Origin of the sequence: Methylobacterium sp. Leaf465, from assembly GCF_001424705.1 — a bacterium.
Classification (GTDB): Bacteria; Pseudomonadota; Alphaproteobacteria; order Rhizobiales; family Beijerinckiaceae; genus Methylobacterium.
This window is the reverse complement of the sequence record NZ_LMRA01000045.1, coordinates 138,460-162,702: the sequence shown is the minus strand read 5'-3', so window position 1 is coordinate 162,702 and position 24,243 is coordinate 138,460. Positions and strand designations below refer to the sequence as shown.

Genomic DNA, 24,243 nt, shown 5'->3' with positions numbered 1-24,243 from the left:
AAGCTGTGTGTTCCGATCAGCGGGTGGTGGGATCTGGTCCCCGCAGAGGCTCGATGCTCGTCGCGCGCCGCCAGAGTTGCAGCATCACCCAAGCTGCGAAGAGGCTGAACAGCGCCATCAGCACATGCCCCACCGTGTCGCCGAGGTCGAAGAGGCCGGCTAGAGCCCAGCCCGCCGCGATGGCGACGGCGAACACCTCTGTGCCGACGAGAACCATCATGCTCAGGATGGTGATGAGATTGCGCGTGTTCACTAAAGCGTCGCCCCGTTACCGGCTTCACGCGCGGGAGACCCGGCGCAAACATGATCGAGGGCGACGTAGCGCGAACCGGACGGGTCGCGCAACGTCGCCCTCGTTTCGACCCCGACCTTCAGCGTGGGGCGCGCTTGGCCAGGATACGCTGAAGCGTCCGGCGGTGCATGTTCAGGCGACGCGCCGTCTCGGAAACGTTTCGTCCGCACAGTTCGTAGACACGCTGGATGTGCTCCCAGCGCACCCGGTCCGCTGACATCGGGTTCTCCGGCGGGTCAGCCCGCTCGCCCGGCTGCGCCATCAGCGTCCCATGGATCTCGTCGGCGTCGGCTGGTTTGGCTAGATAGTCGAACGCACCGAGTTTCACGGCCGTGACCGCCGTCGCGATATTGCCGTAGCCGGTGAGAATAACCCCCCGTGCGTCCGGGCGGCGCTCCTTCAGGCGGGCGATCACGTCGAGCCCATTGCCGTCGCCGAGTCGCATGTCGATGACCGCGAAGGCCGGCGGACGGACGTCGACCATCGAGACGCCTTCGGCGACGCTTTCGGCAACTTGCACCTCGTAGCCGCGCATCTCCATGGCACGGGCCAGCCGGGTCGAGAACGGCTTATCGTCATCGACGATCAGCAGAGTGCGATCCTGGAAAGCGGCCAGGGGGTCATTGTCGGCGAGCTGAGCGATCTCAGCACTCGGCGCCGTGGTTCCAGTCTGCGTCAGCATCCGACGCTCCTCCGTAGTTCACGAACCATCTTCGATAGGGTTCTGCTGTGGTCCTCATATAGGTGTCGCACCCGTTTCCGTCAGGGGTTGCCCACTACTCAATTGCGCATGATCGACCGTCGAGGCGCCTCGCTCAAAGATGTGACGCGCCCAGCTGACACGAACCACGGCGCCCGTCGCCTCGTGTTGCGAGACGTTCGACAACGTCAGCTGCGCGCCGGAACGTTCGATCAGGGTCTTGGCGATGAAAAGTCCGAGGCCTAGACCGGCGCCGGTGCTGTCCGGGCTGCGGGAGCGATCCGGGCTCCGAGTCGTCACGTAGGGCTCGCCGGCCCGGAGCAGGACCTCACTCGAGAAACCGGGTCCGTCGTCCCGGATCTCCAGCCAAACCCGCTCGAGGGTCCAGCGCGCCTCGATGATGACCCGCTCGGTGGCAAAGTCGACTGCGTTATCCACGATGTTGGCCAAGCCGAACATCACGCCCGGATTGCGCCGGCAAACCGGCTCCGGACCCTCTCCCTGGTTGGAGACGTCGAGGATGATGCCCATGGCACGCTGCGGCTCGACGAGCTCCTCCACGAGGTGGCTGAGACTGACCGTCTGCAGGAAGCCGGCCTCGTCGCTGTCGAGCGACGTCAGCTTCGAGAGGATACCACGGCAGCGATCGACCTGGTCGCGCAGGAGCGCAAGGTCCTCCCGCACCGAAGGGCTGGCGGTCGTCGCCAATTGACGGGTCAACTCCTTGGTGACCACCATGATGGTGCCGAGCGGCGTACCGAGTTCGTGAGCGGCTGCGGCCGCGAGCCCGTCGAGCTGTGACAGGTGCTGTTCGCGGGCCAGCACCAGTTCCGTGGCGGCCAAGGCCTGCGCCAGTTGGCGCGTCTCCTCCGCGACCTTCCAGGCATAGACGCCCGTGAAGGCGGTTCCGAGCAGGATCGCGGTCCAAATGCCCGAGATGTACAGGAAAGGCAGTTCCAACCGCCCGTCGGCAAACCAGGGCAGGGGGCGGTGCACGAGGGCGAGCAGGGTCGCGAGGCCGATTGCCAAGAGACCGAGCGCCAGGGTCCGTTCGGGCGGCAGGGCGGTTGCCGAGATCAGCACAGGCGCGAGGAACAGCAGCGAGAACGGGTTCTGCAGTCCGCCGGTCAGAAACAGCAGGGCGGCGAGCTGGATGATGTCGAAGGCGAGCAGCAGGGCCGCGGAATCGTCGCTCAAGCGGTAGCTCGCGGGAAAGCGGATGCGCAGCGCGAGGTTCAGCCAGGACGATGTGGCGATGACGAGGAAGCACCAGCCGAAAGGCAACGGAAGGCCCAATCCGAATTGCGCCCCGACCACCGCCGCACTTTGCCCGGTGATCGCGAGCCATCGCAGGCGCACGAAGGTGTCGAGACGCAGATGCCGTGCGTCGCGGACGAAGCCGTTGGTGCTCATGTCGATCATGTCAGTGGAACGATAGGGCCTGGCTGTCTCGCGTCTATCCCTCCGGGTTCGGACATCCGCTCTTGTCGACATCGCTTTTGCGCTAAACCGAGGGGAGCGAATCCGCAGAGGTCGATGTGGAGCGCCGAGCCGACGGCGCATTTCTCAGGCAGCTCGGGGAAGCGACGCCCGTGAAATGGGGAATGGTCCGTGAACTTGTCCTACCTCTGGTACGAGGCCGCCCGACTGATGACGACGCCGGCGCGACTTGTCGTCGACGTCGCCAAGCACGGCCTGCAGAACCCCGCCAATCTGCTCGCCTACTCGCCCTATGCCCGCTCGTTGGCGGCCGCCTGCGAGATGTTCGAGCGGGTCACGCGGCGCTACGGCAAGCCGTCCTTCGGCTTCACCAGCGTCACCGTCGACGGAACGAGCGTTCCGGTCAGCGAGCGAGTGGTGTGGGAGCGTCCCTTCTGCCGGGTTATCACCTTCGATCGAAGCTTCTTAGGCGGCCCCACGGCGCCACAGCCGAAGCTTCTGATCGTCGCGCCGATGTCGGGCCACTACGCCACGCTCCTGCGCGGCACCGTGGAGGCCATGCTACCCGACCATCAGGTCTTCGTCACCGATTGGGCCGATGCGCGCATGGTGCCGATCGGAGCCGGGCGGTTCGATCTGGATTCCTACATCGACTACCTCATCGACATGTTTCGCGACCTCGGACCGGAGCTTCACGTCATGGCCGTGTGTCAGCCGGCCGTGCCGGTCCTGGCGGCGGTCGCCGTGATGGAGGCGCAGGGCTACGCACCGGTGCCGCGCTCGATCACGCTGATGGGTGGTCCCATCGACACGCGGCGTTCACCGACCGCCGTGAACTGTGTGGCTCAGGAGCGCGGGACGGCCTGGTTCGAGCGCAACTGCATCACCACCGTGCCCGCCGGCTATCCCGGCGTCTGGCGCAGCGTCTATCCGGGCTTCTTCGAGCTCTCCGGATTCATGGCGATGAATTTCGACCGTCACGTCAACGCCCACGCCGAGATGTTCGACCATCTCGTGACGGGGGATGGCGATTCGGCTGAGAAGCACCGCGAGTTCTACGACGAGTATCTCGCCGTGATGGATCTGACGGCCGAGTTCTACCTGCAGACGGTGAAGACGGTCTTCGTCGATCACGCCCTTCCGAGGGGATCGATGATCCATCGTGGCGCCCGCGTCGACCTCGGCGCAATCCGTAGCTGTGCCATTCTCGCCATTGAGGGCGAGAACGACGACATCTCCGGCGTCGGCCAGACCCAAGCTGCCCTGGACCTCACGCCGAACCTTCCTCCGCAGCGAAAAGCCTATCATCTTCAGCAAGCTGTCGGACATTACGGGGTGTTCAACGGGTCGCGCTACCGCACCATCATCGCGCCCCGTATCGCCGCCTTCATTCGCCAGATGGGGGATTCCGAGGGGGGAGGAGTGGCAATCAGCCATCGGCCGAAACCCGACCTATCGGGGGCGCCTGCCTGAGGATGGGGGCGCTCGGGTCGATGGCGAAGGGGCGCGACAGCGGCTAAGCTGGCGAGATGCGATTGGCGTTGCTGCGCGGGGCGGACCCGGATCACCTCGACATCCTGCACGAGGGCGAGACCCTCCGCGTCCTGCTGCGTCGCCGGCCGACAGCACGTCGTCTGACCCTGCGCGTCTCGAGTGCTACCGGCGAAGTGGTCATGACGCTTCCGACGCGCACCTCGGTCGGTGTCGCCCGAACCTTTGCCATCAGCCACGGGGGATGGATCGCGGCTCGGCTGGCGCGCATGCCCGAGCGGGTGCTGTTCGCGGCGGACGCTGTTCTGCCGATCCGAGGCGTGCCGCACAGGGTCCTGCATCGCGACCGTCGAAGCGGGCTCACCCGGCTCGAGACGCTTGCCGAGGAGCCCGTCCTCTCGGTTGCCTGCGACGCGCCGCACATCGCGCGAAGAGTCACCGATTTCCTGCAGCGGGAAGCCCGGCGTGATCTGACCGAGGCGGTGGCGCGCTACACCGAGAAGCTGGGGCAGGGGCCGACGCGCATCACCTTACGCGACACGCGAAGCCGCTGGGGCTCCTGCACGGTGCGTGGCGAGCTGAACTTCTCCTGGCGGCTGATCTTCGCGCCACCGATGGTGCTCGATTATCTGGTGGCGCACGAGATGGGGCATCTCCGCGAGATGAACCACTCGGCACGATTCTGGACCCTGGTGGGGTCGCTCTGCCCGCATGTGGACGAAGCCGAGCGCTGGCTGAAGCGCAACGGCGCCACCCTGCACCGCTACGGTTGAGGTCGGCTCAACCGCGGACGCGGAGTGCTCGGCCGCGTACGACTTGCTCGGCCGGCCAGGTCGGGCGGGGATCGACATCGCCCGGGTTCAGGGTGCGCGGCGCGACGCTGTCGCAGACTTCCCGCTGGCGCAGGATCACCGGCTGGCCGAACTCGTCCCGACGGCGGATGATGCCGCCGTCGCGGCAGAAGCCCGCGATCTCGGCCGAGCTTCCGCCGCGCCGGCCGCCGGGCGTGCGTGCCACCGGGCGATGCTCGATCACGAGGGGACCATCCCGGTTGAGGGAGCGCTCGACATAGGTCGTCTCGCCCACGGGGAGCGGCTCCGCGAGGGCCGGACCGGCGAGGGCCGGACCGGCGAGGGCGAGGGTGGCGAGGAGGAGGGGGGCGCGCAGTCGCATGGATCTGTCCGTTGTCGGGCAAGCGTGGCTGTCAGCACTAGAGGCTGTACGCGCGGCGCGATAGTCGGTTCCCGCAGGCCGGCCTTCGCTTGACATTCGATGGCCCAGCATGGTCGGAACACCCGTGTTTTCCGTTAACGGTTCGCGGGGCGGCGGGCCATGCGAAAGGGTCGACGCGTGGGGTTTCGAGGAATGGTGCAGCTTGCACGCGGCCTGGTCGCCCGGGGCGTCGCGGTGGGCCTGCTCGGTGCAGGGATCCTGCTCGCCGGCTTCGGGCCCGAGGGCGCAGCCGCCCAGGGGATGGTTCGCAACACGTTCGGCGATTGGCAACTGCGGTGCGAGACCCCGGCGGGCGCCAAGGCCGAGCAATGCGCCCTGGTGCAATACCTGGCCGCCGAGGACCGGCCGAACCTCACGCTGGTCGTCATCGTCCTGAAGACGGCCGACAACCGTGGCTATCTCCTGCGGGTGGTCGCGCCGCTCGGTGTCCTGCTGCCGTCCGGCCTCGGCCTGAAGATCGACAAGACCGATGTGGGCCGCGCCGGCTTCGTGCGGTGTCTGACGACGGGCTGTGTCGCCGAGGTCGTGATGGATGACGGCTTGATCAAGCAGTTCAGCGGGGGGGCGCAGGCCACCTTCATCGTGTTCCAGACGCCGGAGGAGGGCGTCGGCATTCCTCTGTCGATGAAGGGATTCGCCCAGGGCTTCGATAGCCTCAAGTGACGGGCTTCGCGGCGTGCGGGTGAGACGGTTGGTGCGAAGAATGCGGGATCTCGGCATGAATCTCAGCAGGGCGAAGGGCCGGCAGCGTTTGGGGCTCCTCCTGGCAGCGACCCTCGCGGCGAGTGGCGTCGGCGTCGGCCCCACCTCCGCGGAGGAGGGCAACGTCTTCATGAACATGCTGAAATTCGGCGGGACCACGGTGCCGCCGTCTCAGCCGGACGACACCGATCCGCCCTATTGCCCGACGGTGGCGGTGCCGGAAGGCGGCGCAGCGATCCAGAGCTATGCGGGCCGGGCCGGAGACGGCACCAGCCTCCGGCACCAGGTCACGATCGGTCGCCTGGCCCGGGAATGCGCCAAGCTTCAGGACGGATCCGTGTCGGTGAAGGTCGGCGTCGAGGGGCAGGTTCTGCTCGGGCCCGTCGGTAAGCCGGGTCGCTTCGAAGCTCCGGTCTCGATCAGCATCAAGGCCGGCGACAAGGTCGTGCTGTCCCGCGTCCACAGGGTGCCGGTCACGGTGCCCGCGGGGGCGGCGCAGGGACTGTTCTCCTTCGTCGAAGACAATCTCGTCGTCCCGGCGGCGATGGCCCGCGACTACGACATCGAGGTTCGTCTCGGGGCTGCGCCGCAGAAGACGGCGCCGCGGAAAAAGAAGAAGCCCGCGGTCTCCGCCACGTCGGAGGATCGCGTGGCGGCGCCCGCCACGGATGCGGCCGAGTGAGCGGTGAGCCTGCGCAGGTGATGTCCTGACCGCATCCGGACGCTCCGTCGCCTTCTCGCTCGACACCACGGATGATCCCCTCTTCGGTCACCGGCTTCGCCTCGCCGAGAATGGGCGCGGTCGCTGGATCGTGTTGATATATCGAGCAAATCCGGTCGTGCGTCCGCTGCGGCCGCTCCTGCGCCTGACCCGCGACGACGGACGGCGCGAACTTTTCGTCCTGCCCGGGGCGGGGCAGGGGGCGGCCTGCTGGCTCGGCTTCCTGCCGGCGGATGCCGCGGCGATCAACCTCGCCATCGACGAACGCAGCGGCTTCGTGCTGGAACGGGTCGGCCTGCGTTCGGAGGCGAGCGTGTTCGCCGAATGCCTGCGCGTACGTCCGCTCCGGGCGATTTCCGCTTTTTATCAGAGGCTTAGGCGCAACGAGCGCCGCACCCGCGACATCCTCCGGGGGAGCTGCGGGGTAACGCCGGTCGCGGATTTCGCGGATTGGGCGCGCCAGCGGACCCGCGCCGATGCGGCTCCGGTGCCGGCCGGGCCGGCGGTTCGGCTGGTGATGCCGGCCGGGCCGGCGGACGCGGAGCGGGTCGCCGCCACGATTGCGAGCCTGAAGGCCCAGCGTTACGCGGTCTGGCGCCTCGTCGTGGGCTGGTCGGAGGCGGGGGGCGCCATCCCCACGGACGATGCGCGGATCGCGCAACGCGTCTGGCCGGCCTCGGCCTGCCTCGGTGATTTGCTGAATGGTGACAGCGCTTTGGCGCTGCTTGCCCCGGGCGACACCCTCGATCCGGACGCCCTGGCGATCCTGGTCCGCGCCCTGGCGGAGCCGGACCGTCCGCAGATGGTCTATGCGGATGCCCAGGGCGAGGGCCCGGACCCGACGCCGGCGCTCAAGCCGGACTGGAGCCCGGACCTGGCGCTGACCACGGCCTATCCCGGCACCCCGACCCTCTATGCCGGGGGCCTGCTCGAACGCCTTAAGGCCATCCCGCTCGGCGCGCCGGACGCGTTCGCGGTTCGCCTCGGGCTCGCCGCGGTATACCACGCGGGTCGCGACGAGGTCGCGCATGTCCCGCGCGTTCTCGCGCGCGTGGCGCCTCCGCCGCCGGATTCAGCCGAGCGTCATGCGGCGATTCTCCAGACGCACCTTGCCGAGACCCGCCGTCCGGCGCGGGTCGAGGCACATCCGACGGGGTTCGACCTGCTCTGGGCGTTGCCGGAGCCGCCGCCGCTCGCCAGCGTCGTCATCCCGTCCCGGGATCGCCTGGACCTGATCCGGGTGGCCGCCGACGGGGTGCTCAACGGGACGGACTACCCGGCGATCGAGCTCGTCATCGTCGACAACGGCTCCACCGATCCGGCGGTGCTCGCCCATTACGAGACGTTGCGGCGGGATCCGCGGGTCCGCCTCCTGTCCTGTCCGGGGCCGTTCAATTTCTCCGCGATGATCAATGCCGGCGTGGCCGCGTCGCGGGGCGACGTGGTGGTCCTCCTCAACAACGACGTCGCGGTGCTGCGCGAGGACTGGCTCAGCGCCCTGGTGCGCCAAGCTTGCCGGCCGGAGATCGGCGCGGTGGGGGCGAAGCTCCTCTATGCGGACGGGACCCTGCAGCATGCCGGCGTGGTGGTGGGGCTCGGGGGCCGGGCCGGGCACATCCTGCGCCGGCGGCCCGCCGACACCCCCGGCATGCTCGGCCGGATGCGGGTCGCCCACGAGGTCTCGGCCGTCACCGCGGCCTGCCTCGCGGTCGGGCGGGCCAAGTTCGACGCGGTCGGCGGCCTCGACGCGGACAATTTCGCCGTCGACTTCAACGACGTCGATTTCTGCCTGCGTCTCGCGGCGGCCGGCTACCGGACGCTCTGGACGCCGCGGGCCGTGATGGCCCACCTCGAATCGACCAGCCGCGGACCGGCGGTCGGAGCGGCGCGGGCGCGCTTCGAGGCGGAGGCCGACCGCTTCGTGGCGCGCTGGCGCGACACCATCCGGCACGATCCCTATTACCATCCGGACCTGTCGCTGACGACGTTCGGAGAAGATCTAGAATAGGGAAGATCTTGACGAGGCAGGACCGTGAATAGGAGGCTCGACCCGGCGCTCGCCTTCGCAGGCGTGGCCCGGAGCCCGGTCTGGCGGCGCTGGGCGCTGGCCGCTGGGCACCTGCTCCGCCACCGGGGGGAGGGGATGGCGATCCTGCGGGCGCGGCTGGCGGGCAAGCGCGTCCGCGCCGGCCAGGCCGCGGCCGCCCTGTTCGGCCTCGACCATGCGGGGCTCCTCTGCAGCCCCGCGGCGCAAGGCCGGCTGCTGCGGGCAACCACGACCACGACCGCGGGCGCGGCGCGTCCGCGCGAGACCGTCGCGGTCCTGTCCGTCGCGGATCTGGGGAGCGAACCGCCCTCCGGCGCCGACCTCCTCGTCCTCGCGGCGCCGGGTCATGCCCTGCTGCCGGGCGCCACCGCCCTTCTCGCCGCGGCGTTCGCGCGGTCCCCGGCGCACCAGCTCGCCTACGGCGATGCGCTGCTGGGGCCCGAGACCGGGCCGGCGATGCCGCTGCTGCGTCCCGCCTTCGACCCCGACTACGCCCGGGCGGTGCCGTATCTCGGCCCCGTGCTGGCGGTCCGGGCCTCGGCCCTCGCCGCCATCACCGAGACGGAGGGGCCGCTCACGGATGCCCTCGACCTCACCGAGCGGGTGGCGGAGCGGTTCGGGCGCGGCGCGATCGGGCACCTGCCGCGCCTCCTCTCGCGCGGCGAGGCGGCGGCGGACGGGGCGCAGGACCCGGCGACGCGCGCCGCCACCCTGCGCCGGGCCCTGGACCGCCGCGGCGACCACGCCGTCGCGATCCGGGTGGAGGCGGACGGCGTGCTCACCCTGGCGCACCCCCTGCCGGAGGTGCCTCCGCGCGTCAGCCTCATCGTGCCGACCCGGGACCGGGTCGATCTCCTGCGGACCTGCATCGCCAGCCTCGTCGCCTGCACCGACTGGCCGGAGCGGGAGATCCTGATCTGCGACAACGACAGTCGCGCGCCCGAGACCCTGGCGTATTTCCGGGAGCTGGACGCGGCCGGCCTCGCCCGAATCGTGCCCTGTCCCGGCCCCTTCGATTTCGCCGGCATGAACAACCGGGCCGCCGCGCAGGCGCGGGGGACGGTCCTGGCCTTCGTCAACAACGACGTCGCCGCCCTGCATCCGGACTGGCTGGAGCGGCTGGTGCGGGAGGCCCTGCGGCCGGATGTGGGAGCGGTGGGCGCCAAGCTCCTTGATGGGCAGGGTCGCATCCAGCACGGCGGGGTGCTGCTCGGGCCGGGCGGGCTGGTCACCCACGCGCACCGGTTCTTTCCCGGCGACGCGCCGGGCTACCTCGGCGGGCTGCGGGCGACCCGCGCGGTGGCGGCGGTCACGGCCGCCTGCCTCGTGGTGGAGGCGCGCAAGTTCGCGGCGGTCGGGGGCTTCGATGCGGGCGCCTTCGCGGTCGACTTCAACGACGTCGACCTGTGCCTGCGCCTCGGGGCGGCGGGCTATCGCACCCTGTTCGTCCCGGGGGCGGTGCTGCGCCACGACGAGGCCGCGAGCCGGCGCTGGACGCCGGAGGCCCGGGCGCGCCACGGGCGCGAAGTCGCGGCCTTTCACGAACGATGGGGGCCGCTGCTGGCGCAGGACCCCCATTATCACCCGGGATTCGATCCCGATCTCGGCACCTACGCGCGGTTGCGCCCGGACTGGCCGGAGGCGGGCACGGTGGATCTGCGGTGAGCGTCGTGCCGGCTTCAAGTCCGGAAACCCTCACGCAGCACCCCGTCATCCTGGGGCCGCGCAGCGGAGCCCAGGATCCGGACACGCAGGAAGTGCCGGATATGACGCCGCGTCGGCGGTTCTGGATTGCACGCCGCTGGCGCGCCCCTCCGGGGCCGGGCTTGCCTGCGGCGACCCGGAATGACGGCGCGGTGCCGTCCGCCAACGACCGCTGGTTCAGGAGTCGCCGTTCGAAAAACCCAGCCGGCCCGCGCGATCGAAACCCGCGGGACCGGTCGGCGCGTCTTACTGGACGAGGCGGGGGCCGCCCGTCTGGACCTTCTCGTTCTCGGACATGATGCCGAGGCGCTTGGCCACTTCGGTATAGGCCTCGATCAGGCCGCCGAGGTCCTTGCGGAAGCGGTCCTTGTCGAGCTTGTCCGACGACTTGATGTCCCACAGGCGGCAGGAATCCGGGGAGATCTCGTCGGCGACGACGATGCGCATCATGTCGCCTTCCCAGAGGCGGCCGGTCTCGATCTTGAAGTCGACGAGGCGGATGCCGACGCCGAGGAAGAGGCCGGACAGGAAGTCGTTGACCCGGATGGCCAGCGCCATGATGTCGTCGATCTCCTGGGGGGTCGCCCAGCCGAAGGCCGTGATGTGCTCTTCCGACACCATCGGGTCGTTGAGCGCGTCGTTCTTGTAGTAGAACTCGATGATCGAGCGCGGCAGCTGCGTGCCTTCCTCGAGGCCGAGGCGGGTGGCGAGCGAGCCGGCGGCGACGTTGCGCACCACCACTTCGAGCGGGATGATCTCGACTTCGCGGATCAGCTGCTCGCGCATGTTCAGGCGGCGGATGAAGTGCGTGGGCACGCCGATGTCGTTGAGGTGCTGGAAGACGAACTCGGAGATCCGGTTGTTCAGTACGCCCTTACCGTCGATGACATCATGCTTCTGCGCGTTGAAGGCGGTGGCATCATCCTTGAAGTGCTGGATGAGCGTTCCCGGCTCCGGACCCTCGTAGAGGACCTTCGCCTTGCCCTCGTAGATGCGACGGCGGCGGTTCATAGGCGTGTACCGTGGTTTGAGGAAGTCCATGGGCCGTGACTCCTTGCGAGCGAACGATGCGGAATCCGCGGCGTGGCGGCCTGTGAGTGGGGCCGGGCCGAGAGACACGTCGTACGTCGAAAGCCTCCGCGACCGTGGCGCAAACTACCCGAAGGCGGCTGGCAGCACAACGCGCTGGCCGGATGGGACCCATGCCGTTCAGGGAGAGGCCGGGTGATAACGGGGAGTCCGTGCCGGAGGCAAGGGCGCGGCGGCCGAGGCCGGCCGGAGGAAGCGCCGCCGGGAGGGGCGCGCCTCCGGGTCAGGGCGCCGGCGTCTTGGCCGGAAAACGGCAGAGGTCGGCGATGGGACAGCGATAGCATTCGGGCTTGCGTGCCTTGCAGATGTAGCGGCCGAACAGGATCAGCCAGTGATGGGCGTTCAGCCGGTAGGGGGCGGGCACAAGGGCTTCGAGCCCGGCCTGGACCTTGTCGGTGGTGGGGGCGACCACCAGCGGGATCCGGTTGGAGACCCGGAAGATGTGGGTGTCGACCGCGATGGCCTCCTCGCCGAAGGCGACGTTGCGCACCACGCTCGCGGTCTTGGTGCCGACGCCCGGCAGCACCTCCAGGGCCTCGCGGGTGCGGGGCACTTCGCCGCCATGCTCCTCCACCAGGATGCGCGACAGGGCGATCACGTTCTTCGCCTTGGTGTTGAACAGGCCGATGGTGCGGATGAATTCGCGCACCCGCTCTTCCCCGAGGGCCAGCATCGCGGCCGGCGTGTCGGCGACGGCGAAGAGCGGCGCTGTGGCGAGGTTGACGCTGCGGTCGGTGGCCTGGGCCGAGAGCACCACCGCCACCAGAAGGGTGAAGGGGTTCTGGAATTCCAGCTCGGCGCGCGGCTCCGGATTGGCCGCGCTGAGCCGCGCGAAGATCTCCGACACCGCCTCCGGGCCGACGGGATCGGGCGTCGCGGGCGCCTCTGCGACGATCGGCGCGGCGAGGCGCGCGGAGATCGGCGATTTCCGGGGTCGGGTCGGCTGTCGGCTGGGCATCCCTGCGTTATATTCCCCGTATGGCGAGCGGCAATGACCACGTCCCTCCGATCGGCCGGCATCCGGACGGCCTCGATCCCGACAGCATGGATCGGCCTGTCTTCCAGGCCACCATCCGGCCGCACCAATCCCTGAGCCCCGACGGCTTCCGCAACGTGATGATTGGGTGCTGCGCCGTCTCCCTCGTGACCTCGATCGCCTGCGTCCGGGCCGGGTTCTGGCCCGTGGCCGGCTTCTTCGGCCTCGATATGATCGCCCTCTACGTGGCGCTGAAGGCGAGCTTCCGGCGCGGTCGCTCCTTCGAGGAGGTGGCGATCACCCCGATCGAGGTGATGCTCGCCCGGGTGACGCACCGCGGCGAGCGCCGGGAATGGCACTTCAACCCCCTCTGGACCAAGCTCACCCGGGTCGAGGACGACGAGTACGGCATGCAGACCCTGACCCTCGAATCGCGCCGGGAATTCGTGGTGGTCGCCCGCGACGCCTCGCCGCCGGAGCGCGAGGTGATCGCCGAGGGCCTGACCCGCGCGCTGGCGCAGGTGAAGAAGGGCTATTGAGGTGAGTCGGCGCGGGCGCGGATGGCTGGCCGTGCTGATCGGCGCGGGGCTGGCCAGTGCCGGTTTTTCGCGGGACGGCGCGGCGGCGCCGGCACAGGTCACCGTCCGCTTCGTGGCGCCGGAGCGCTACACCGACGCCGACGACCGCTACGGCTCGGGGCCCGGCCTGCGCGGCACCCTCGCGGAGATCCGCCGCATCATCGAGGCCTCGGCCCTGCGGGTGATGGGACCGGACGAGACGCTGGTGGTGGACGTCCTCGACATCGACCGGGCCGGCTTCGTGCGCCCGGACCTGAACATCCCCTCGGGCCTGCGGATCGTCAGCGACGTGACCCCGCCGGCGATCCGCCTGCGCTACGACCTGCGGCGGGGCGGCCGCCGGATCGCCGGGGGCGAGGAGCGCCTGACCGACATCAACTTCCTGTTCGGCGCCCGCGCCGCCGCGGCCTTCGGGAGCTTCGGCTACGAGGAGGCCCTGCTGCGCGACTGGGCCCGCACCCGGCTCTCCGGGCGCGCCGGCGGTCCGGGGCCGCGGCCCGAATAGGCGCGCCGCCCCGTGGCGGCGGGGGCCGCCACATGACCAAAACGTCATGTTTCCGCCAGCGTCGCGCAACCCGCCGCTTCCCATGCTCCGGGCCATCGACCCGGCGAGGAGGGATGCGGCATGAGCGTTGCCGGACAAGGCGGTTTCGCGCGGACGGGCGAGCCCCTATCACTCCGTCCCATGCGTCTGCTCATCATCGAGGACGACCGCGAGGCGGTCGCGTACCTGCTCAAGGCGTTTCGCGAGGCCGGTCACGTGCCGGACCAGGCGTCCGACGGCCTCGACGGCTACGCCCTGGCCCAGGAGGGCGACTACGACGTGCTCATCGTCGACCGCATGCTGCCCAAGCTCGACGGCCTGTCGCTGATCCGCTCGCTCCGCGAGCAGGGCGTGACCACGCCGGTTCTGATCCTCTCGGCTCTCGGCCAGGTGGACGACCGGGTGAAGGGCCTGCGGGCCGGAGGCGACGACTACCTGCCCAAGCCCTACGCCTTCTCCGAGCTCCTCGCCCGGGCCGAGGTGCTGGCCCGCCGCCGGGCCGGGCCGGGCACGGCCGCGGAGGCCACCGCCTACCGGGTCGGCGACCTCGAGCTCGACCGCCTGTCCCACCGCGTCACCCGGGCGGGCCACGAGATCGCGCTGCAGCCGCGCGAATTCCGCCTGCTCGAGTACCTGATGCGCCATGCCGGCCAGGTCGTGACCCGGACGATGCTGCTGGAGCATGTCTGGGACTACCATTTCGACCCGCAGACCAACGTCATCGACGTCCACGTCTCGCGCCTGCGCGCCAAGGTCGACAAGGATTTCGAGCACCCGATCATCCACACCGTGCGCGGCACCGGCTACGTGCTGCGCGTCGACGAGGCGCGCGGCCCCGGCCCGGCGTCGTGACGAATCTCGACGACGCCCCGGCCGGGCGCCTCGGCAACCTGTTCCGGACGACGGCCTTCAAGCTGTCCTTCGCCTATCTGGTGGTGTTCGCCACTTTCGCCCTGCTGGCGCTCGGCTACGTCGCCTGGAACGCCAGCCGGGCGCTCGACGACCAGATGGTCTCCACCATCGAGGCCGAGATCAACGGCCTGTCCGAGCAGTACAAGGTCGGGGGCCTGCGGCGCCTGATCTCCGCCGTGGAGCGGCGCGCCGGCGAGCCCGGGGCCTCCCTCTACCTCGTCACCAACGCGGCGGGCGAGCGCCTCGTCGGCAACATCGACGCCCTGCCCACCGGGCTCATCGTCGATCCCGGCCAGACCGAGGCCAACTACGCCCGCATCGGGGGCGCGCGCGACGTCGAGCACCGGGCGATCATGCAGATCTTCGTCCTGCCCGGCGGCTTCCGGCTCCTCGTCGGCCGCGACGTGGCCGAGCGCGACCGGCTGCGGGCGGTGATCGGGCGGACCTTCGGCTCGTCCGTGGGGCTGGTGGTGGTGCTGGGCGTGATCGGCGCCTGGTTCATCGCCAGCCGGGTCCTGAAGCGCGTCGACGCCATGACCGAGACCACCCGCCGGATCATGGCGGGCGACCTCGACGGTCGCCTCGCGGTGGCGGGGACCGGCGACGAGCTCGACCGGCTGGCGCGCAACCTCAACGCCATGCTGGAGCGCATCGGCGAGCTGATGCGCGGCCTGCGCGACGTCTCCGACAACATCGCCCACGACCTCAAGACGCCCCTGACCCGCCTGCGCAACCGGGCCGAGGAGGCCCTGCGCACGGCCGAGACGCCGGACGCCCTCCGGGCCGCGATGGAGGGGGTGATCGAGGAGAGCGACGGGCTGATCCGGATCTTCAACGCGCTCCTGATGATCGCCCGGCTGGAGGGCGTGAACGCCCGCGAGGACTTCCAGACCTTCGACGTCGCCGCCGTGGTCCAGGCCGTGGCCGAGCTCTACGAGCCCCTGGCCTCCGAGCAGGGCCTGGCGCTGCACGTCGAGACGGAGGGCGCGCCCCTGACCCTGCGAGGCAGCCGCGAGCTGATCGGGCAGGCGCTGGCCAACCTCATCGACAACGCGGTGAAGTATGGCGGGGCCAGCGGCGAGATCCGCCTCAGCGCCGCGCGGATCGGCGACACCCTGCGCCTCGGCGTCGCCGATTCCGGACCGGGCATCCCCAGCGAGGCCCGCGGCCGGGTGCTGGACCGCTTCGTCCGGCTGGAGGAGGCGCGCTCCCGGCCGGGCTTCGGCCTGGGCCTGAGCCTCGTCAACGCGGTGGTGCGCCTGCACCAGGGCACGCTGGCGCTGGAAGACCATGCCCCCGGGCTCGCCGTCGTGATAACTCTGCCGGCCGGAGATCCGACGGGAGGGTAGGGCATGAACCAGGCCGCCGACGCGCAGAGCCGCCGCCTTCGGGCGCGCTTGTCCGCCGCCCCGGTCCTGTCCGATCCCGACGGGGCGGCCGCGCGCCTCGCCGAGGTGGCGCCCGCCTGGCCGGCGGGCTTCCTCGACGCGCCCCTGCGTGCCCTGCTCCTCGGCCTCGCCGACCATTCCCCGTTTCTCTGGCAGCTGGTCGCCCGGGCGCCCGAGCGCCTCGCGGCCCTCGTCGAGGCCGAGCCGGAGGCGGCCCTGGCGGCCCTCGTCGCCCGGCAGCGGGATGCGGGGCGCGGGCCCGACCTCGACGCCGTCGCCCGCGCGCTGCGGCAGAACCGGGCGGAGCACGCGCTCCTCGTCGCTCTGGCCGATCTCGGCGGGCTCTGGCCCCTGGCCACGGTGACCCAGGCCCTCTCGGACTTCGCCGACGCCTCGGTGCGGGCGGCCGCCGACGCCATGCTGCTCCAGGCCGCGGCGGCCGGGCGCTTCCTGCCCCGCGATCCGAGCGCACCCCAGGCCGGCTCCGGGCTCATCGTCCTGGCGCTCGGCAAGCACGGGGCGGGCGAGCTGAACTATTCGAGCGACATCGACCTCGTGGTCTTCTTCGACCCCGAGACCGCCCCCCTGAAGGCCGACCTGCCGCCGACGCCCTTCTTCAGCAAGCTGGCGCAGGGCATGGCCAAACTGCTGCAGGAGCGCACCGCCGACGGCTACGTCCACCGGGTCGATTACCGCCTGCGCCCGGACCCGGGCTCGACCCCGGCGGCCCTCTCGCTCAACGCCGCCTACGTCTATTACGAGAACCTCGGCCAGAACTGGGAGCGGGCGGCCTACATCAAGGCGCGGGCGATCGCGGGCGACATCCCGGCCGGGGAGGCCTTCCTGGCGAACCTGCGCCCCTTCGTCTGGCGCAAGTACTTCGACTTCGCCTCCATCGCCGACGTGCACGCGATGAAGCGCCAGATCCACGCCGTGCGCGGCCACGACACGATCGCGGTGGCGGGGCACGACATCAAGCTGGGGCGCGGCGGCATCCGCGAGATCGAGTTCTTCGTCCAGACCCAGCAGCTCGTCTTCGGCGGGCGCCGGCCCGAGCTGCGCGGGCGCGGCACCGTCGCCATGCTCGACGGCCTGACCCGCGACGGCTGGATCGACGCCACCGCCCGCGACGACCTCACGGTGGCCTACGGCTTCCTGCGCACCATCGAGCACCGCCTGCAGATGCTGCGGGACGAGCAGACCCAGCGCCTGCCGAGCGAGGCCGACGAGCTCGAGCGCTTCGCGCGGTTCGCGGGCTTCGCCACGCGGGACGCCTTCGAGGCCGCCCTGTTCCACCAGGCCCGCCGGGTGCAGGGCCACTACGCCCTGCTGTTCGAGGCCGAGCCCGATCTTTCCTCCGATGTCGGCGACCTCGTCTTCAGCGGCACCGGCGACGACCCGGCGACCCTCGCGACCCTGGAGAAGCTCGGCTTCCGCGAGCCCGAGCGGGCGGTGGAGACCGTGCGCGGCTGGCATTTCGGCCGGCGGCCGGCGGTGCGGACGCCCCGCGCCCGCGAGGTGCTGACCGAGCTGGTGCCGGTGCTGATGCAGGCGCTCGGCGGTACCGCCCATCCGGACGCCGCCCTCGACACTCTCGACCGGGCCTTCGCCCGGATGCCGGCGGCCCTTGAACTCCTCACCATCCTGCGCTCGAACGAGCGCCTGCGCCTGCTCTTCGCCGACCTCCTCGGTACGGCGCCGCGCCTCGCCGAGACCGTCGCCTTCAGCCCGCACGTCCTCGACGCGGTGATCGACCGGGATTTCGCCGATGCCAGCGCGGATGCCGAGGCCCTGGCGCAGCAGGTTCGCGCCCGCCTCGGTCAGGCGAGCGACCACGAGGACTTCCTGGACCGGATCCGCGACGCCGCCCGCCAGCTCCGCTTCCTCACGGGTGCCCGGCTCCTCTCCGGCATCCTCTCGCCCGAGGAGGCCGGCCGCGCCTTCGCGGGCATCGCCGACGCGGTGATCGCCGTGACGGTGGAGCGCGTCTCCGCGACCTTCTTCTCCGAGCACGGGGCGGTGCCGAAGGGACGCCTCGCGGTGCTCGGCCTCGGGCGTCTCGGCGCGCGCCAGCTCACCGCGGATTCCGACCTCGACCTCGTGCTGGTCTACGACTTCGACCCCGAAGACCGCACCAGCGCCGGCTCCAAACCCCTCGACGCGGCGGTGGCCTATAACCGTCTCGCCCAGCGCATCGTCGCCGCCCTCACGGTGCCGACCCGGCGCGGCCATCTCTACGAGGTCGACCTGCGCCTTCGGCCCGGCGGCGGCCAGGGCCCGGTGGCGGTGCAGTGGCGCAGCTTCCGCAGCTACCACGCCGAGGAGGCGGAGCTCTGGGAGCACATGGCCCTGACCCGCGCCCGGGTGATCGCCGGCGATGCGGGCCTCGGCGCCGAGCTCGACGGCGAGATCCGCGCCATCGTCGCCCGACCGCGGGACCCCGCCGACGTGCGGCGCGCGGTGCGGGAGATGCGCGCCCTCGTGGAGCGGGAGAAGGGCCATCGCGGCCCCCTCGACCTCAAGCTCGCCCCCGGCGGCCTCCTCGACCTCGACTTCCTGGCCCAGGCCCTGGTGCTCGGGCTGGCCCACCGGCGGCCGGACCTCGTCGGTCTCGGGGCCTGCGCGGTGTTCGCGAAGGCCGCCGACCACGGCGACCTCGCCCGCCCCGCGGCGGAGCGCCTGATCGAAGCCTACCGCCAGTTCGACGACGTGCTGCACTGGCAGCGCCTGATGGTGGAGGGCGACCCGGCCGAGGCCTCGCCCGTGGCCCTCTCGCGCCTCGCGGTGGCGATGGGTTCACCGGATTCGAACCGGCTGGTCGCCGGGCTCGACGAAGCGCGCATGGAGATCCGCGCGCTGTTCGAGCGCCTGATGGCGGGGTGAGGACGAGGGGGCGGGCCGATGCCCTCCGTCCCGGCAGCGCGATCACCGACGGCAGCGCACCGTCATTCCGGGGCGCCACAGGCGAGCCCGGAATCCAGAGCCGCAGACGAGGGAAAGTCCTGCACCACCTGTGTGTCTGGATCCCGGACTCCGCTGCGCGGCTCCGGGATGACGTGGTGCTGCGCGTGGGTTGCCGACGAGCGGATCGGTCCCTTCAATCCCCCTGCCTGCCAGAGGCCCCCGCCCCGAAAAGACCTCAGACCGTCTCCGGCACCGCCTCGGGCGGGCGCGGGGTGGCGCCGGCGGCGTCGCGAAGGGACGCGACGGTTTCCTGGGCGGCGGCGTCGACGAGGTTGCGGCGGTTCTCCGCGGTCGGGATCGGCAGCCGCACCATCACGATGGTGCCGAGGCCCTCCTGGGAGCGGATGCGCAGGGCGCCACCGTGCAGTTCGGCCATCGAGCGCGCGATGGCGAGGCCAAGCCCCGAGCCCTTGTGGCTGCGGGTGAGGTTGGTCTCGACCTGCTGGAACGGCGCGCCGAGGCGGCGCAGGGCCGATTTCGGGATGCCGATGCCGGTATCCTCCACGTAGATGTGGACGTTGGAACCGGCCGGCCGCGCCTTGATGATGATGCGGCCGTCGCCGGGGGGCGTGAACTTCACCGCGTTCTGCACGAGGTTGGTGAGGATCTGGTGCAGAGCGCGCTCGTCGGCCAGCACGGTCAGGTCCTCGACCACGTCCACGTTGATCGTCAGGGATTTGGCCCGGGCCGCCTCGCCTACGAGCTTCAGGGTGCCCTCGATCGCCCCGGCCACCGCGATCTCCCGCGGGGCGAGCTTCACCGTCTGGGCCTCGATGCGCGACATGTTGAGGATGTCGTCGATCACCGAGAGCAGGTAGTCGCCGCTGGTGCGGATGTCCCGGCAGTAATCGGTGTAGCGGGGCGAGCCGAGGGTGCCGTAGACCTCGCTCTCCATCAGCTCGGCGAAGCCCATGATGGCGTTGAGCGGCGTGCGCAGCTCGTGGCTCATGTTGGCGAGGAATTCGGACTTGGCCTGGTTGGCGCCCTCGGCCTGCGCCTTCTGGTCGAGGTAGCGCTCGGCGAGGTCGGCGAGCTGCTGGGTCTGGAGCTCCAGGGTCCGGCGGGAGCGCTTGAGGTCGCGCACGGTCTCGATCAGCTCGCGCTCGGACTGGACCAGCTGCTCCTGGTGGCGCTTGAGGCTGGTGATGTCGGTGCCCACCGAGACGTAGCCGCCGTCCTTGGTGCGGCGTTCGCTGATCTGGAGCCAGCGCCCGTCGGTGAGCTCGGCCTCGAAGGTGCGGGCGGTGGCGCCGCTCGGCTCCAGGTCCCGCAGCTCGCGCCGGACCGGCGGCAGCACGCCCCGGCCCATGATCTCGGCGTAGCGCCGGCCTGGAATCGCGTCCTCGGGGCTGAGGGCGTGGAGGTGGCGGAACTTCGAATTGCAGAGGACGAGGCGGTTGCCGGTGTCCCAGAGGACGAAGGCCTCGGAGATGGCCTCCACCGCGTCGCGCAGGCGCATGTCGGCGGTGGCGTTCAGTTCGGCGAGATTGCGCTGCTCGGTGACGTCGAGGGCGATGCCCACGAGGTGGCGGCCGCCGTCGATGGTGTCCGGCACGATCTCGGCCCGCATCCGCATCCAGACCCAGTTGCCGGTGGCGCCGCGCACTCGGAACTCGTGGTCGACGGTGGACTGGCTGGCCGCGAGGTGGCGCGCCAGGCTGTAGAGGTCGCCGTCGTCGGGGTGCACCAGGGCGTTCACATCGCCGAAGGACAGGAACTCGCGCTCGCGGTGATAGCCGAGGAGCGCGTACATTGAATCGGACCAGTAGATCCGTCCGCGCGGGATGTCCCAGTCCCAGAGGCCGCAGCGGCCGCGGCCGAGGGCGGTGTCCAGGCGCTGCTTGATCTCCTCGCAGACCCGGTCGACGGCGTAGGCCCGGCGGGTCTGCAGGGCGTAGGCGATGCCGGTGCCGATGATGACCAGGGCGGCGGCCCCGAGGAGGATCGCCTGGTTGCGCATCCGGGTGGTCCAGGCGGCGGTGATGGCGGTGAGCGGCTGGAGCACCGCCACCTGGCCCCGCCCGCCGGGCAGGTTGCGCAGGGCCGCGATCACCACGGAGCCGTCCGCCAGGGTCACGGTCATCACGCCCGCGCTCTCGCCCAGGGTGGAGAGCGCCTGCATCTCCCCGAGATGCTGGGTCAGGGTGCGGCGGGGGCCGGGCAGGGGCGGATTGGCCGCCACGATGACGTCGTTGGGGGAGATCAGCAGGATCTGACGGCCGGCATGGAGCAGGCCCGGCGGCAACAGGGCGCCGAGGTTGCGGTGGGCCGCCTCGCCCTTGGCCTCGCCGTCGATGTCGATTCCGGCGAAGGCCGCCGCGGCGAGGCGGGTCACCGCCTCCACGTCCGTGGTCGCCGCCCGGATCACCTCCTCGCGCTGGGCCTGCAGCAGCATAGCCGCCACCGCCCCGAGGCAGATCAGGAACGTGGCGAAGAGGGCCGGCAGGGCGAAGCGCAGCCAGGTCTCGGCACGCACGAAACGGACATGGGCGGCGTGTTGCGGCCGGTGGATGCCAAGAATCGTATCCGCACGCGCGGAGAGGGAAGCGGAATCCGCCTCCAGCATGGACTAACTCCGCCGTTGGGATTGTAGCACCGGGAAGGCGGGCCGCCCCGCTTTCCGAATCGTATACGATTCAACATTTCCGGTGGGGTTTTGTCCACGCGTTTTTTCCGGCCACGCTTGACTCCCGTTGCGAATCCGAGGTGCGGAATCGACGCCGGGGTGGGGCAAAAAAACGATTCCCTTCAGGCACTTGCTAGCCGGCGAGGGTCCGCTCCAGGATGTCCCCGACGTCCCGTGACAGACCGGCAACAGCGCGAATTTTCAGCAATGTGGTCTCGGCCCGGCCGCGGCGCTCCGGCTCCATCATCCGCCACGATCCGAAGGCCGTCAGGAGGCGCGCGGCCACCTGCGGGTTGGTCTTGTCGAGGGCCAGAACCGTCTCCGCCACAAGGGCATAGCCCGCGCCGTCGGGCCGGTTGAACTGGGTCGGGTTGCCCATGCTGAAGCTGCCGATGAGGGACCGGACCCGGTTCGGATTGCCCATCGAGAAGGCCGGGTGAGTCTGCAGGCGGCGAATGCGGTCAGGGGTTTCGGCCTCCGGGATCCCGGCCTGGATCGCCAGCCACTTGTCGAGGACCAGGGGTTCGGCGCGGTAGGCCTCTGCGAATCGGTCGAGCGCCGCTTCGCGCTCGGGACCCGGAACCTGGGACAGGACCGAGAGGGCGGCGAGCCGGTCCGTCATCGTCGTCGCCGCGTCCATCTGGTGTGCGGCGAGCAGGCTCGCCGCGGCCGGATCGGCCGCCGCCACGAGGTCGAGGGCCGCGTTGCGGAGGGCGCGCCGGCCGGCGGCCGCGGCCTCGGGGCTGAACGGCGTGCCGGGCGCGTCCGCCAGCGCGTCGCGCAAGGCGAGGAGCTGCGGCTTCAGGCGCGTCCCCAGCGCCCGGCGCAGGGCGTGCCGGGCCCGGTGGATCGCGTCCGGGTCGATCTCCGTGGCGATCTCGTTGGCGACGTCGGCCTCGCTCGGCAGGGCGAGGACCAGGGCGGCGAAGGCCGGGTCGATGAGGGCCTCGTCCGCCAGGAACCCGGCGAGGGCCGCACCGAACCCGTCCGCCCCGGCCTCCGGCAGGGTGCCCGACCGCGTCCCCTGCACGAGGAGGCGCATGGCCACGCTCTGGGCCGCCTGCCAGCGGTTGAAGGGGTCGGTGTCGTGGCGCAGCAGCGTCAGCGCGTCGGCATCCGGCATCTCGATCTCGACCCGCACCGGGGCGGAGAAGCCGCGAAACAGCGAGGGCACGGGGCGCACGGGGACGTCGGTGAAGGTCAGGCTGTCGCTGGCCTGGTCGAGCACGAACACGCCGTCGGCGACCCGGTCGCTCGCCGCCCCGGCGAGGGGGCCGTCCGGTCCGATCAGGCCGAGGCGGATGGGGATCACCAGGGGCGGGGCCTCGGCGCTGCCGGGCAGGCTCTGGCGGAGGGCGAGGCGGTAGGTCCGCGCCTCGGCGTCGTAGTGGCCCTGCACGGCGACCCGCGGCGTGCCGGGGCGCTCGTACCAGCGGGCGAAGGCGGTGAGGTCGCGGCCGGAGGTGGCTGCGAAGGCGGCGAGGAAATCCTCAACCGTGGCGGCGGTGCCGTCGTTGTCGGTGAAATAGCGGTCCATCCCGGCACGAAAGGCGTCCGCGCCGAGGAGCGTGCGCAGCATCCGCACGATCTCGGCGCCCTTCTCGTAGACGGTGGCCGTGTAGAAGTTGTTGATCTCGGTGTAGTGCCGCGGCCGCACCGGGTGGGCCAGCGGTCCGGCATCCTCGGGGAACTGGCGTGCCCTCAAGGTGCGGACCTCGCCGATGCGATGCACCGCGCGGGAGCGCATGTCGGAGGAGAATTCCTGGTCCCGGAAGACCGTCAGGCCCTCCTTGAGGCAGAGCTGGAACCAGTCGCGGCAGGTGATGCGGTTGCCGGTCCAGTTGTGGAAGTACTCGTGCGCGATGATCGCCTCGATGGCGGCGTAGTCCGCGTCGGTGGCCGTCTCGGGGGAGGCCAGGACGTAGCGGTCGTTGAAGATGTTGAGGCCCTTGTTCTCCATCGCGCCCATGTTGAAGTCCGAGACCGCGACGACGTTGAAGACGTCGAGGTCGTAGGCGCGGCCGAAGGCGGTCTCGTCCCAGGCCATCGAGCGGGCCACCGCGTCGAGGGCGTAGTCGGCGCGCGCCGCCTTTCCGGGCTCGACATAGACGGCGAGCTCCACCACGCGGCCCTCGCTGGTGGTGAAGGGGCGCCGCACGGCGTCGAGGCGGCCTCCCACCAGGGCGAAGAGGTAGGCGGGCTTCGGGTGGGGATCGTGCCAGGTCGCGAAGTGGCGCCCGGGGCCGGCCGCGCCAGACTCCACGCGGTTGCCGTTGCCCAGCAGAACCGGCGCCGCGTCGCGATCGGCCTCGATCCGCGTGGTGTAGACCGCCATCACGTCGGGCCGGTCGAGGAAGTAGGTGATCCGCCGGAAGCCGTCGGCCTCGCACTGGGTGCAGTAGACCCCGTTCGAGCGGTAGAGCCCCATCAGCTTGGTGTTGGCGCTCGGGTCGATCCGGGTCTCGATGCCGAGGGTGAAGGGGCCCGCCGGCGGCCGGTGCACGGTCAGGCCGGCCGGCGAGACGCTGTAGGCCTCGGGCGCGAGGTCGGCGCCGTCGAGGGTGAGGCGCTCCAGCACCAGGTCCTCGCCGTCGAGGACGAGGGGGGCGCCCGGGCGCCCGGCCGGGTTGGGGGCCAGGGTCAGCCGGGCCCGGACCCGGGTGGCGGTGGGATGGAGCGCGACGTCGAGGTCCACCGTGTCGATCCGGTAGTCGCTGGGGCGGTAATCCTCCAGGCGGATCGGGATCGGGGCTTCGGTGCGCATGCGGACTCCTCGGGCTGAGCCCCCACTGTGCGGGGTGCGCCGCGGCGGCGCAACGCGCGCCGGCTCCGGCGC

General features: G+C 70.8%; 19 protein-coding genes. 11 read left to right on the top strand and 8 right to left on the bottom strand.

From position 1 onward, the window contains the following. Positions 1 to 16: 16 nt before the first annotated feature. From ASG51_RS19240 to ASG51_RS19230, 3 genes are all read right to left on the bottom strand, one after another. A complete protein-coding gene (locus ASG51_RS19240) occupies positions 17 to 253 on the bottom strand; it encodes a hypothetical protein (RefSeq protein WP_056216916.1) in 237 nt (78 codons plus the stop codon). A gap of 118 nt (positions 254 to 371) precedes the next feature. After that, positions 372 to 974: an ActR/PrrA/RegA family redox response regulator transcription factor gene (locus ASG51_RS19235; RefSeq protein ID WP_056216919.1), complete on the bottom strand. Its 603-nt coding sequence runs from the start codon at positions 972 to 974 to the stop codon at positions 372 to 374. A 54-nt stretch (positions 975 to 1,028) separates the two neighbouring features. Next, positions 1,029 to 2,414, bottom strand: a complete 1,386-nt coding sequence (locus ASG51_RS19230; protein WP_056269847.1) for an ActS/PrrB/RegB family redox-sensitive histidine kinase — start codon at positions 2,412 to 2,414, stop codon at positions 1,029 to 1,031. A 189-nt stretch (positions 2,415 to 2,603) separates the two neighbouring features. Here ASG51_RS19230 and phaZ point away from each other — a divergent pair, with 189 nt between their 5' ends. Continuing rightward, positions 2,604 to 3,905 carry a polyhydroxyalkanoate depolymerase gene (phaZ, locus tag ASG51_RS19225; RefSeq protein WP_056382511.1) on the top strand — a complete coding sequence of 434 codons (1,302 nt, stop codon included), beginning with the start codon at positions 2,604 to 2,606 and terminating at the stop codon, positions 3,903 to 3,905. A 56-nt stretch (positions 3,906 to 3,961) separates the two neighbouring features. Beyond that, positions 3,962 to 4,696, top strand: a complete 735-nt coding sequence (locus ASG51_RS19220) for a SprT family zinc-dependent metalloprotease (RefSeq protein WP_056216930.1) — start codon at positions 3,962 to 3,964, stop codon at positions 4,694 to 4,696. 7 nt (positions 4,697 to 4,703) lie between these two features. Here the strand turns inward: ASG51_RS19220 and ASG51_RS19215 are convergent, their stop codons facing one another. Further along, the gene (locus tag ASG51_RS19215; protein WP_056382508.1) at positions 4,704 to 5,096 is read right to left on the bottom strand and encodes a hypothetical protein; all 393 of its coding nucleotides are present in this window, start codon (positions 5,094 to 5,096) and stop codon (positions 4,704 to 4,706) included. 192 nt (positions 5,097 to 5,288) lie between these two features. Between ASG51_RS19215 and ASG51_RS19210 the strand changes: the two genes are divergently transcribed. The 4 genes from ASG51_RS19210 to ASG51_RS19195 all read left to right on the top strand — a co-directional run bounded on the left by ASG51_RS19210 (position 5,289) and on the right by ASG51_RS19195 (position 10,291). Further along, a complete protein-coding gene (locus ASG51_RS19210) occupies positions 5,289 to 5,819 on the top strand; it encodes an invasion associated locus B family protein (protein ID WP_108039224.1) in 531 nt (176 codons plus the stop codon). A gap of 55 nt (positions 5,820 to 5,874) precedes the next feature. Next, positions 5,875 to 6,540, top strand: coding sequence for a hypothetical protein (locus tag ASG51_RS19205; RefSeq protein WP_056382581.1), 666 nt, complete (start codon positions 5,875 to 5,877; stop codon positions 6,538 to 6,540). A gap of 157 nt (positions 6,541 to 6,697) precedes the next feature. Further along, complete coding sequence (locus ASG51_RS19200) at positions 6,698 to 8,587, top strand: glycosyltransferase family 2 protein (protein WP_244480197.1); 1,890 nt, start codon at positions 6,698 to 6,700, stop codon at positions 8,585 to 8,587. 135 nt (positions 8,588 to 8,722) lie between these two features. Continuing rightward, positions 8,723 to 10,291 (top strand): glycosyltransferase, encoded by a 1,569-nt coding sequence (locus tag ASG51_RS19195; RefSeq protein ID WP_082514126.1) that lies wholly within the window; start codon positions 8,723 to 8,725, stop codon positions 10,289 to 10,291. 285 nt (positions 10,292 to 10,576) lie between these two features. Here the strand turns inward: ASG51_RS19195 and purC are convergent, their stop codons facing one another. Together purC and nth are read right to left on the bottom strand one after the other, a co-directional pair. Beyond that, positions 10,577 to 11,371 carry a phosphoribosylaminoimidazolesuccinocarboxamide synthase gene (purC, locus tag ASG51_RS19190; RefSeq protein ID WP_055955211.1) on the bottom strand — a complete coding sequence of 265 codons (795 nt, stop codon included), beginning with the start codon at positions 11,369 to 11,371 and terminating at the stop codon, positions 10,577 to 10,579. 271 nt (positions 11,372 to 11,642) lie between these two features. Continuing rightward, positions 11,643 to 12,377 carry an endonuclease III gene (gene nth / locus ASG51_RS19185; RefSeq protein WP_082514125.1) on the bottom strand — a complete coding sequence of 245 codons (735 nt, stop codon included), beginning with the start codon at positions 12,375 to 12,377 and terminating at the stop codon, positions 11,643 to 11,645. 20 nt (positions 12,378 to 12,397) lie between these two features. Here nth and ASG51_RS19180 point away from each other — a divergent pair, with 20 nt between their 5' ends. The 5 genes from ASG51_RS19180 to ASG51_RS19160 all read left to right on the top strand — a co-directional run bounded on the left by ASG51_RS19180 (position 12,398) and on the right by ASG51_RS19160 (position 18,700). Beyond that, a complete protein-coding gene (locus ASG51_RS19180; RefSeq protein WP_056382501.1) occupies positions 12,398 to 12,934 on the top strand; it encodes a DUF2244 domain-containing protein in 537 nt (178 codons plus the stop codon). Between the two features lie 31 nt (positions 12,935 to 12,965). Beyond that, positions 12,966 to 13,478 carry a DUF3016 domain-containing protein gene (locus ASG51_RS19175; protein ID WP_056217447.1) on the top strand — a complete coding sequence of 171 codons (513 nt, stop codon included), beginning with the start codon at positions 12,966 to 12,968 and terminating at the stop codon, positions 13,476 to 13,478. Between the two features lie 180 nt (positions 13,479 to 13,658). After that, positions 13,659 to 14,369, top strand: coding sequence for a response regulator transcription factor (locus ASG51_RS19170; protein WP_056216948.1), 711 nt, complete (start codon positions 13,659 to 13,661; stop codon positions 14,367 to 14,369). After that, positions 14,366 to 15,778, top strand: a complete 1,413-nt coding sequence (locus ASG51_RS19165; RefSeq protein ID WP_056350483.1) for an ATP-binding protein — start codon at positions 14,366 to 14,368, stop codon at positions 15,776 to 15,778. The genes ASG51_RS19170 and ASG51_RS19165 overlap by 4 nt, the downstream gene beginning before the upstream one ends. Positions 15,779 to 15,781: 3 nt before the next feature. Continuing rightward, entirely contained in the window at positions 15,782 to 18,700 is a 2,919-nt protein-coding gene (locus ASG51_RS19160) for a bifunctional [glutamine synthetase] adenylyltransferase/[glutamine synthetase]-adenylyl-L-tyrosine phosphorylase (RefSeq protein ID WP_056382498.1), read from the top strand. Positions 18,701 to 18,956: 256 nt separating this feature from the next. On the opposite strand, the gene ASG51_RS19155 is transcribed toward ASG51_RS19160, so the two are convergent. Together ASG51_RS19155 and pepN are read right to left on the bottom strand one after the other, a co-directional pair. Beyond that, on the bottom strand, positions 18,957 to 21,347 hold the full coding sequence (locus ASG51_RS19155) for an ATP-binding protein (RefSeq protein WP_056269829.1): 2,391 nt from the start codon (positions 21,345 to 21,347) through the stop codon (positions 18,957 to 18,959). A gap of 193 nt (positions 21,348 to 21,540) precedes the next feature. Then, positions 21,541 to 24,171, bottom strand: coding sequence for an aminopeptidase N (gene pepN, locus ASG51_RS19150; protein WP_056382496.1), 2,631 nt, complete (start codon positions 24,169 to 24,171; stop codon positions 21,541 to 21,543). Positions 24,172 to 24,243 lie beyond the last annotated feature (72 nt).

Excerpts from the sequence above, each read along its gene's own strand:
- ASG51_RS19235 (WP_056216919.1), bottom strand. The coding sequence starts at position 974 with ATGCTGACGCAGACTGGAACCACGGCGCCGAGTGCTGAGATCGCTCAG.
- ASG51_RS19230 (WP_056269847.1), bottom strand. The coding sequence starts at position 2,414 with ATGATCGACATGAGCACCAACGGCTTCGTCCGCGACGCACGGCATCTG.
- ASG51_RS19220 (WP_056216930.1), top strand. The coding sequence starts at position 3,962 with ATGCGATTGGCGTTGCTGCGCGGGGCGGACCCGGATCACCTCGACATC.
- ASG51_RS19215 (WP_056382508.1), bottom strand. The coding sequence starts at position 5,096 with ATGCGACTGCGCGCCCCCCTCCTCCTCGCCACCCTCGCCCTCGCCGGT.
- ASG51_RS19210 (WP_108039224.1), top strand. The coding sequence starts at position 5,289 with ATGGTGCAGCTTGCACGCGGCCTGGTCGCCCGGGGCGTCGCGGTGGGC.
- ASG51_RS19205 (WP_056382581.1), top strand. The coding sequence starts at position 5,875 with ATGAATCTCAGCAGGGCGAAGGGCCGGCAGCGTTTGGGGCTCCTCCTG.
- ASG51_RS19195 (WP_082514126.1), top strand. The coding sequence starts at position 8,723 with ATGGCGATCCTGCGGGCGCGGCTGGCGGGCAAGCGCGTCCGCGCCGGC.
- purC (WP_055955211.1), bottom strand. The coding sequence starts at position 11,371 with ATGGACTTCCTCAAACCACGGTACACGCCTATGAACCGCCGCCGTCGC.
- nth (WP_082514125.1), bottom strand. The coding sequence starts at position 12,377 with ATGCCCAGCCGACAGCCGACCCGACCCCGGAAATCGCCGATCTCCGCG.
- ASG51_RS19180 (WP_056382501.1), top strand. The coding sequence starts at position 12,398 with ATGGCGAGCGGCAATGACCACGTCCCTCCGATCGGCCGGCATCCGGAC.
- ASG51_RS19170 (WP_056216948.1), top strand. The coding sequence starts at position 13,659 with ATGCGTCTGCTCATCATCGAGGACGACCGCGAGGCGGTCGCGTACCTG.
- ASG51_RS19160 (WP_056382498.1), top strand. The coding sequence starts at position 15,782 with ATGAACCAGGCCGCCGACGCGCAGAGCCGCCGCCTTCGGGCGCGCTTG.
- ASG51_RS19155 (WP_056269829.1), bottom strand. The coding sequence starts at position 21,347 with ATGCTGGAGGCGGATTCCGCTTCCCTCTCCGCGCGTGCGGATACGATT.
- pepN (WP_056382496.1), bottom strand. The coding sequence starts at position 24,171 with ATGCGCACCGAAGCCCCGATCCCGATCCGCCTGGAGGATTACCGCCCC.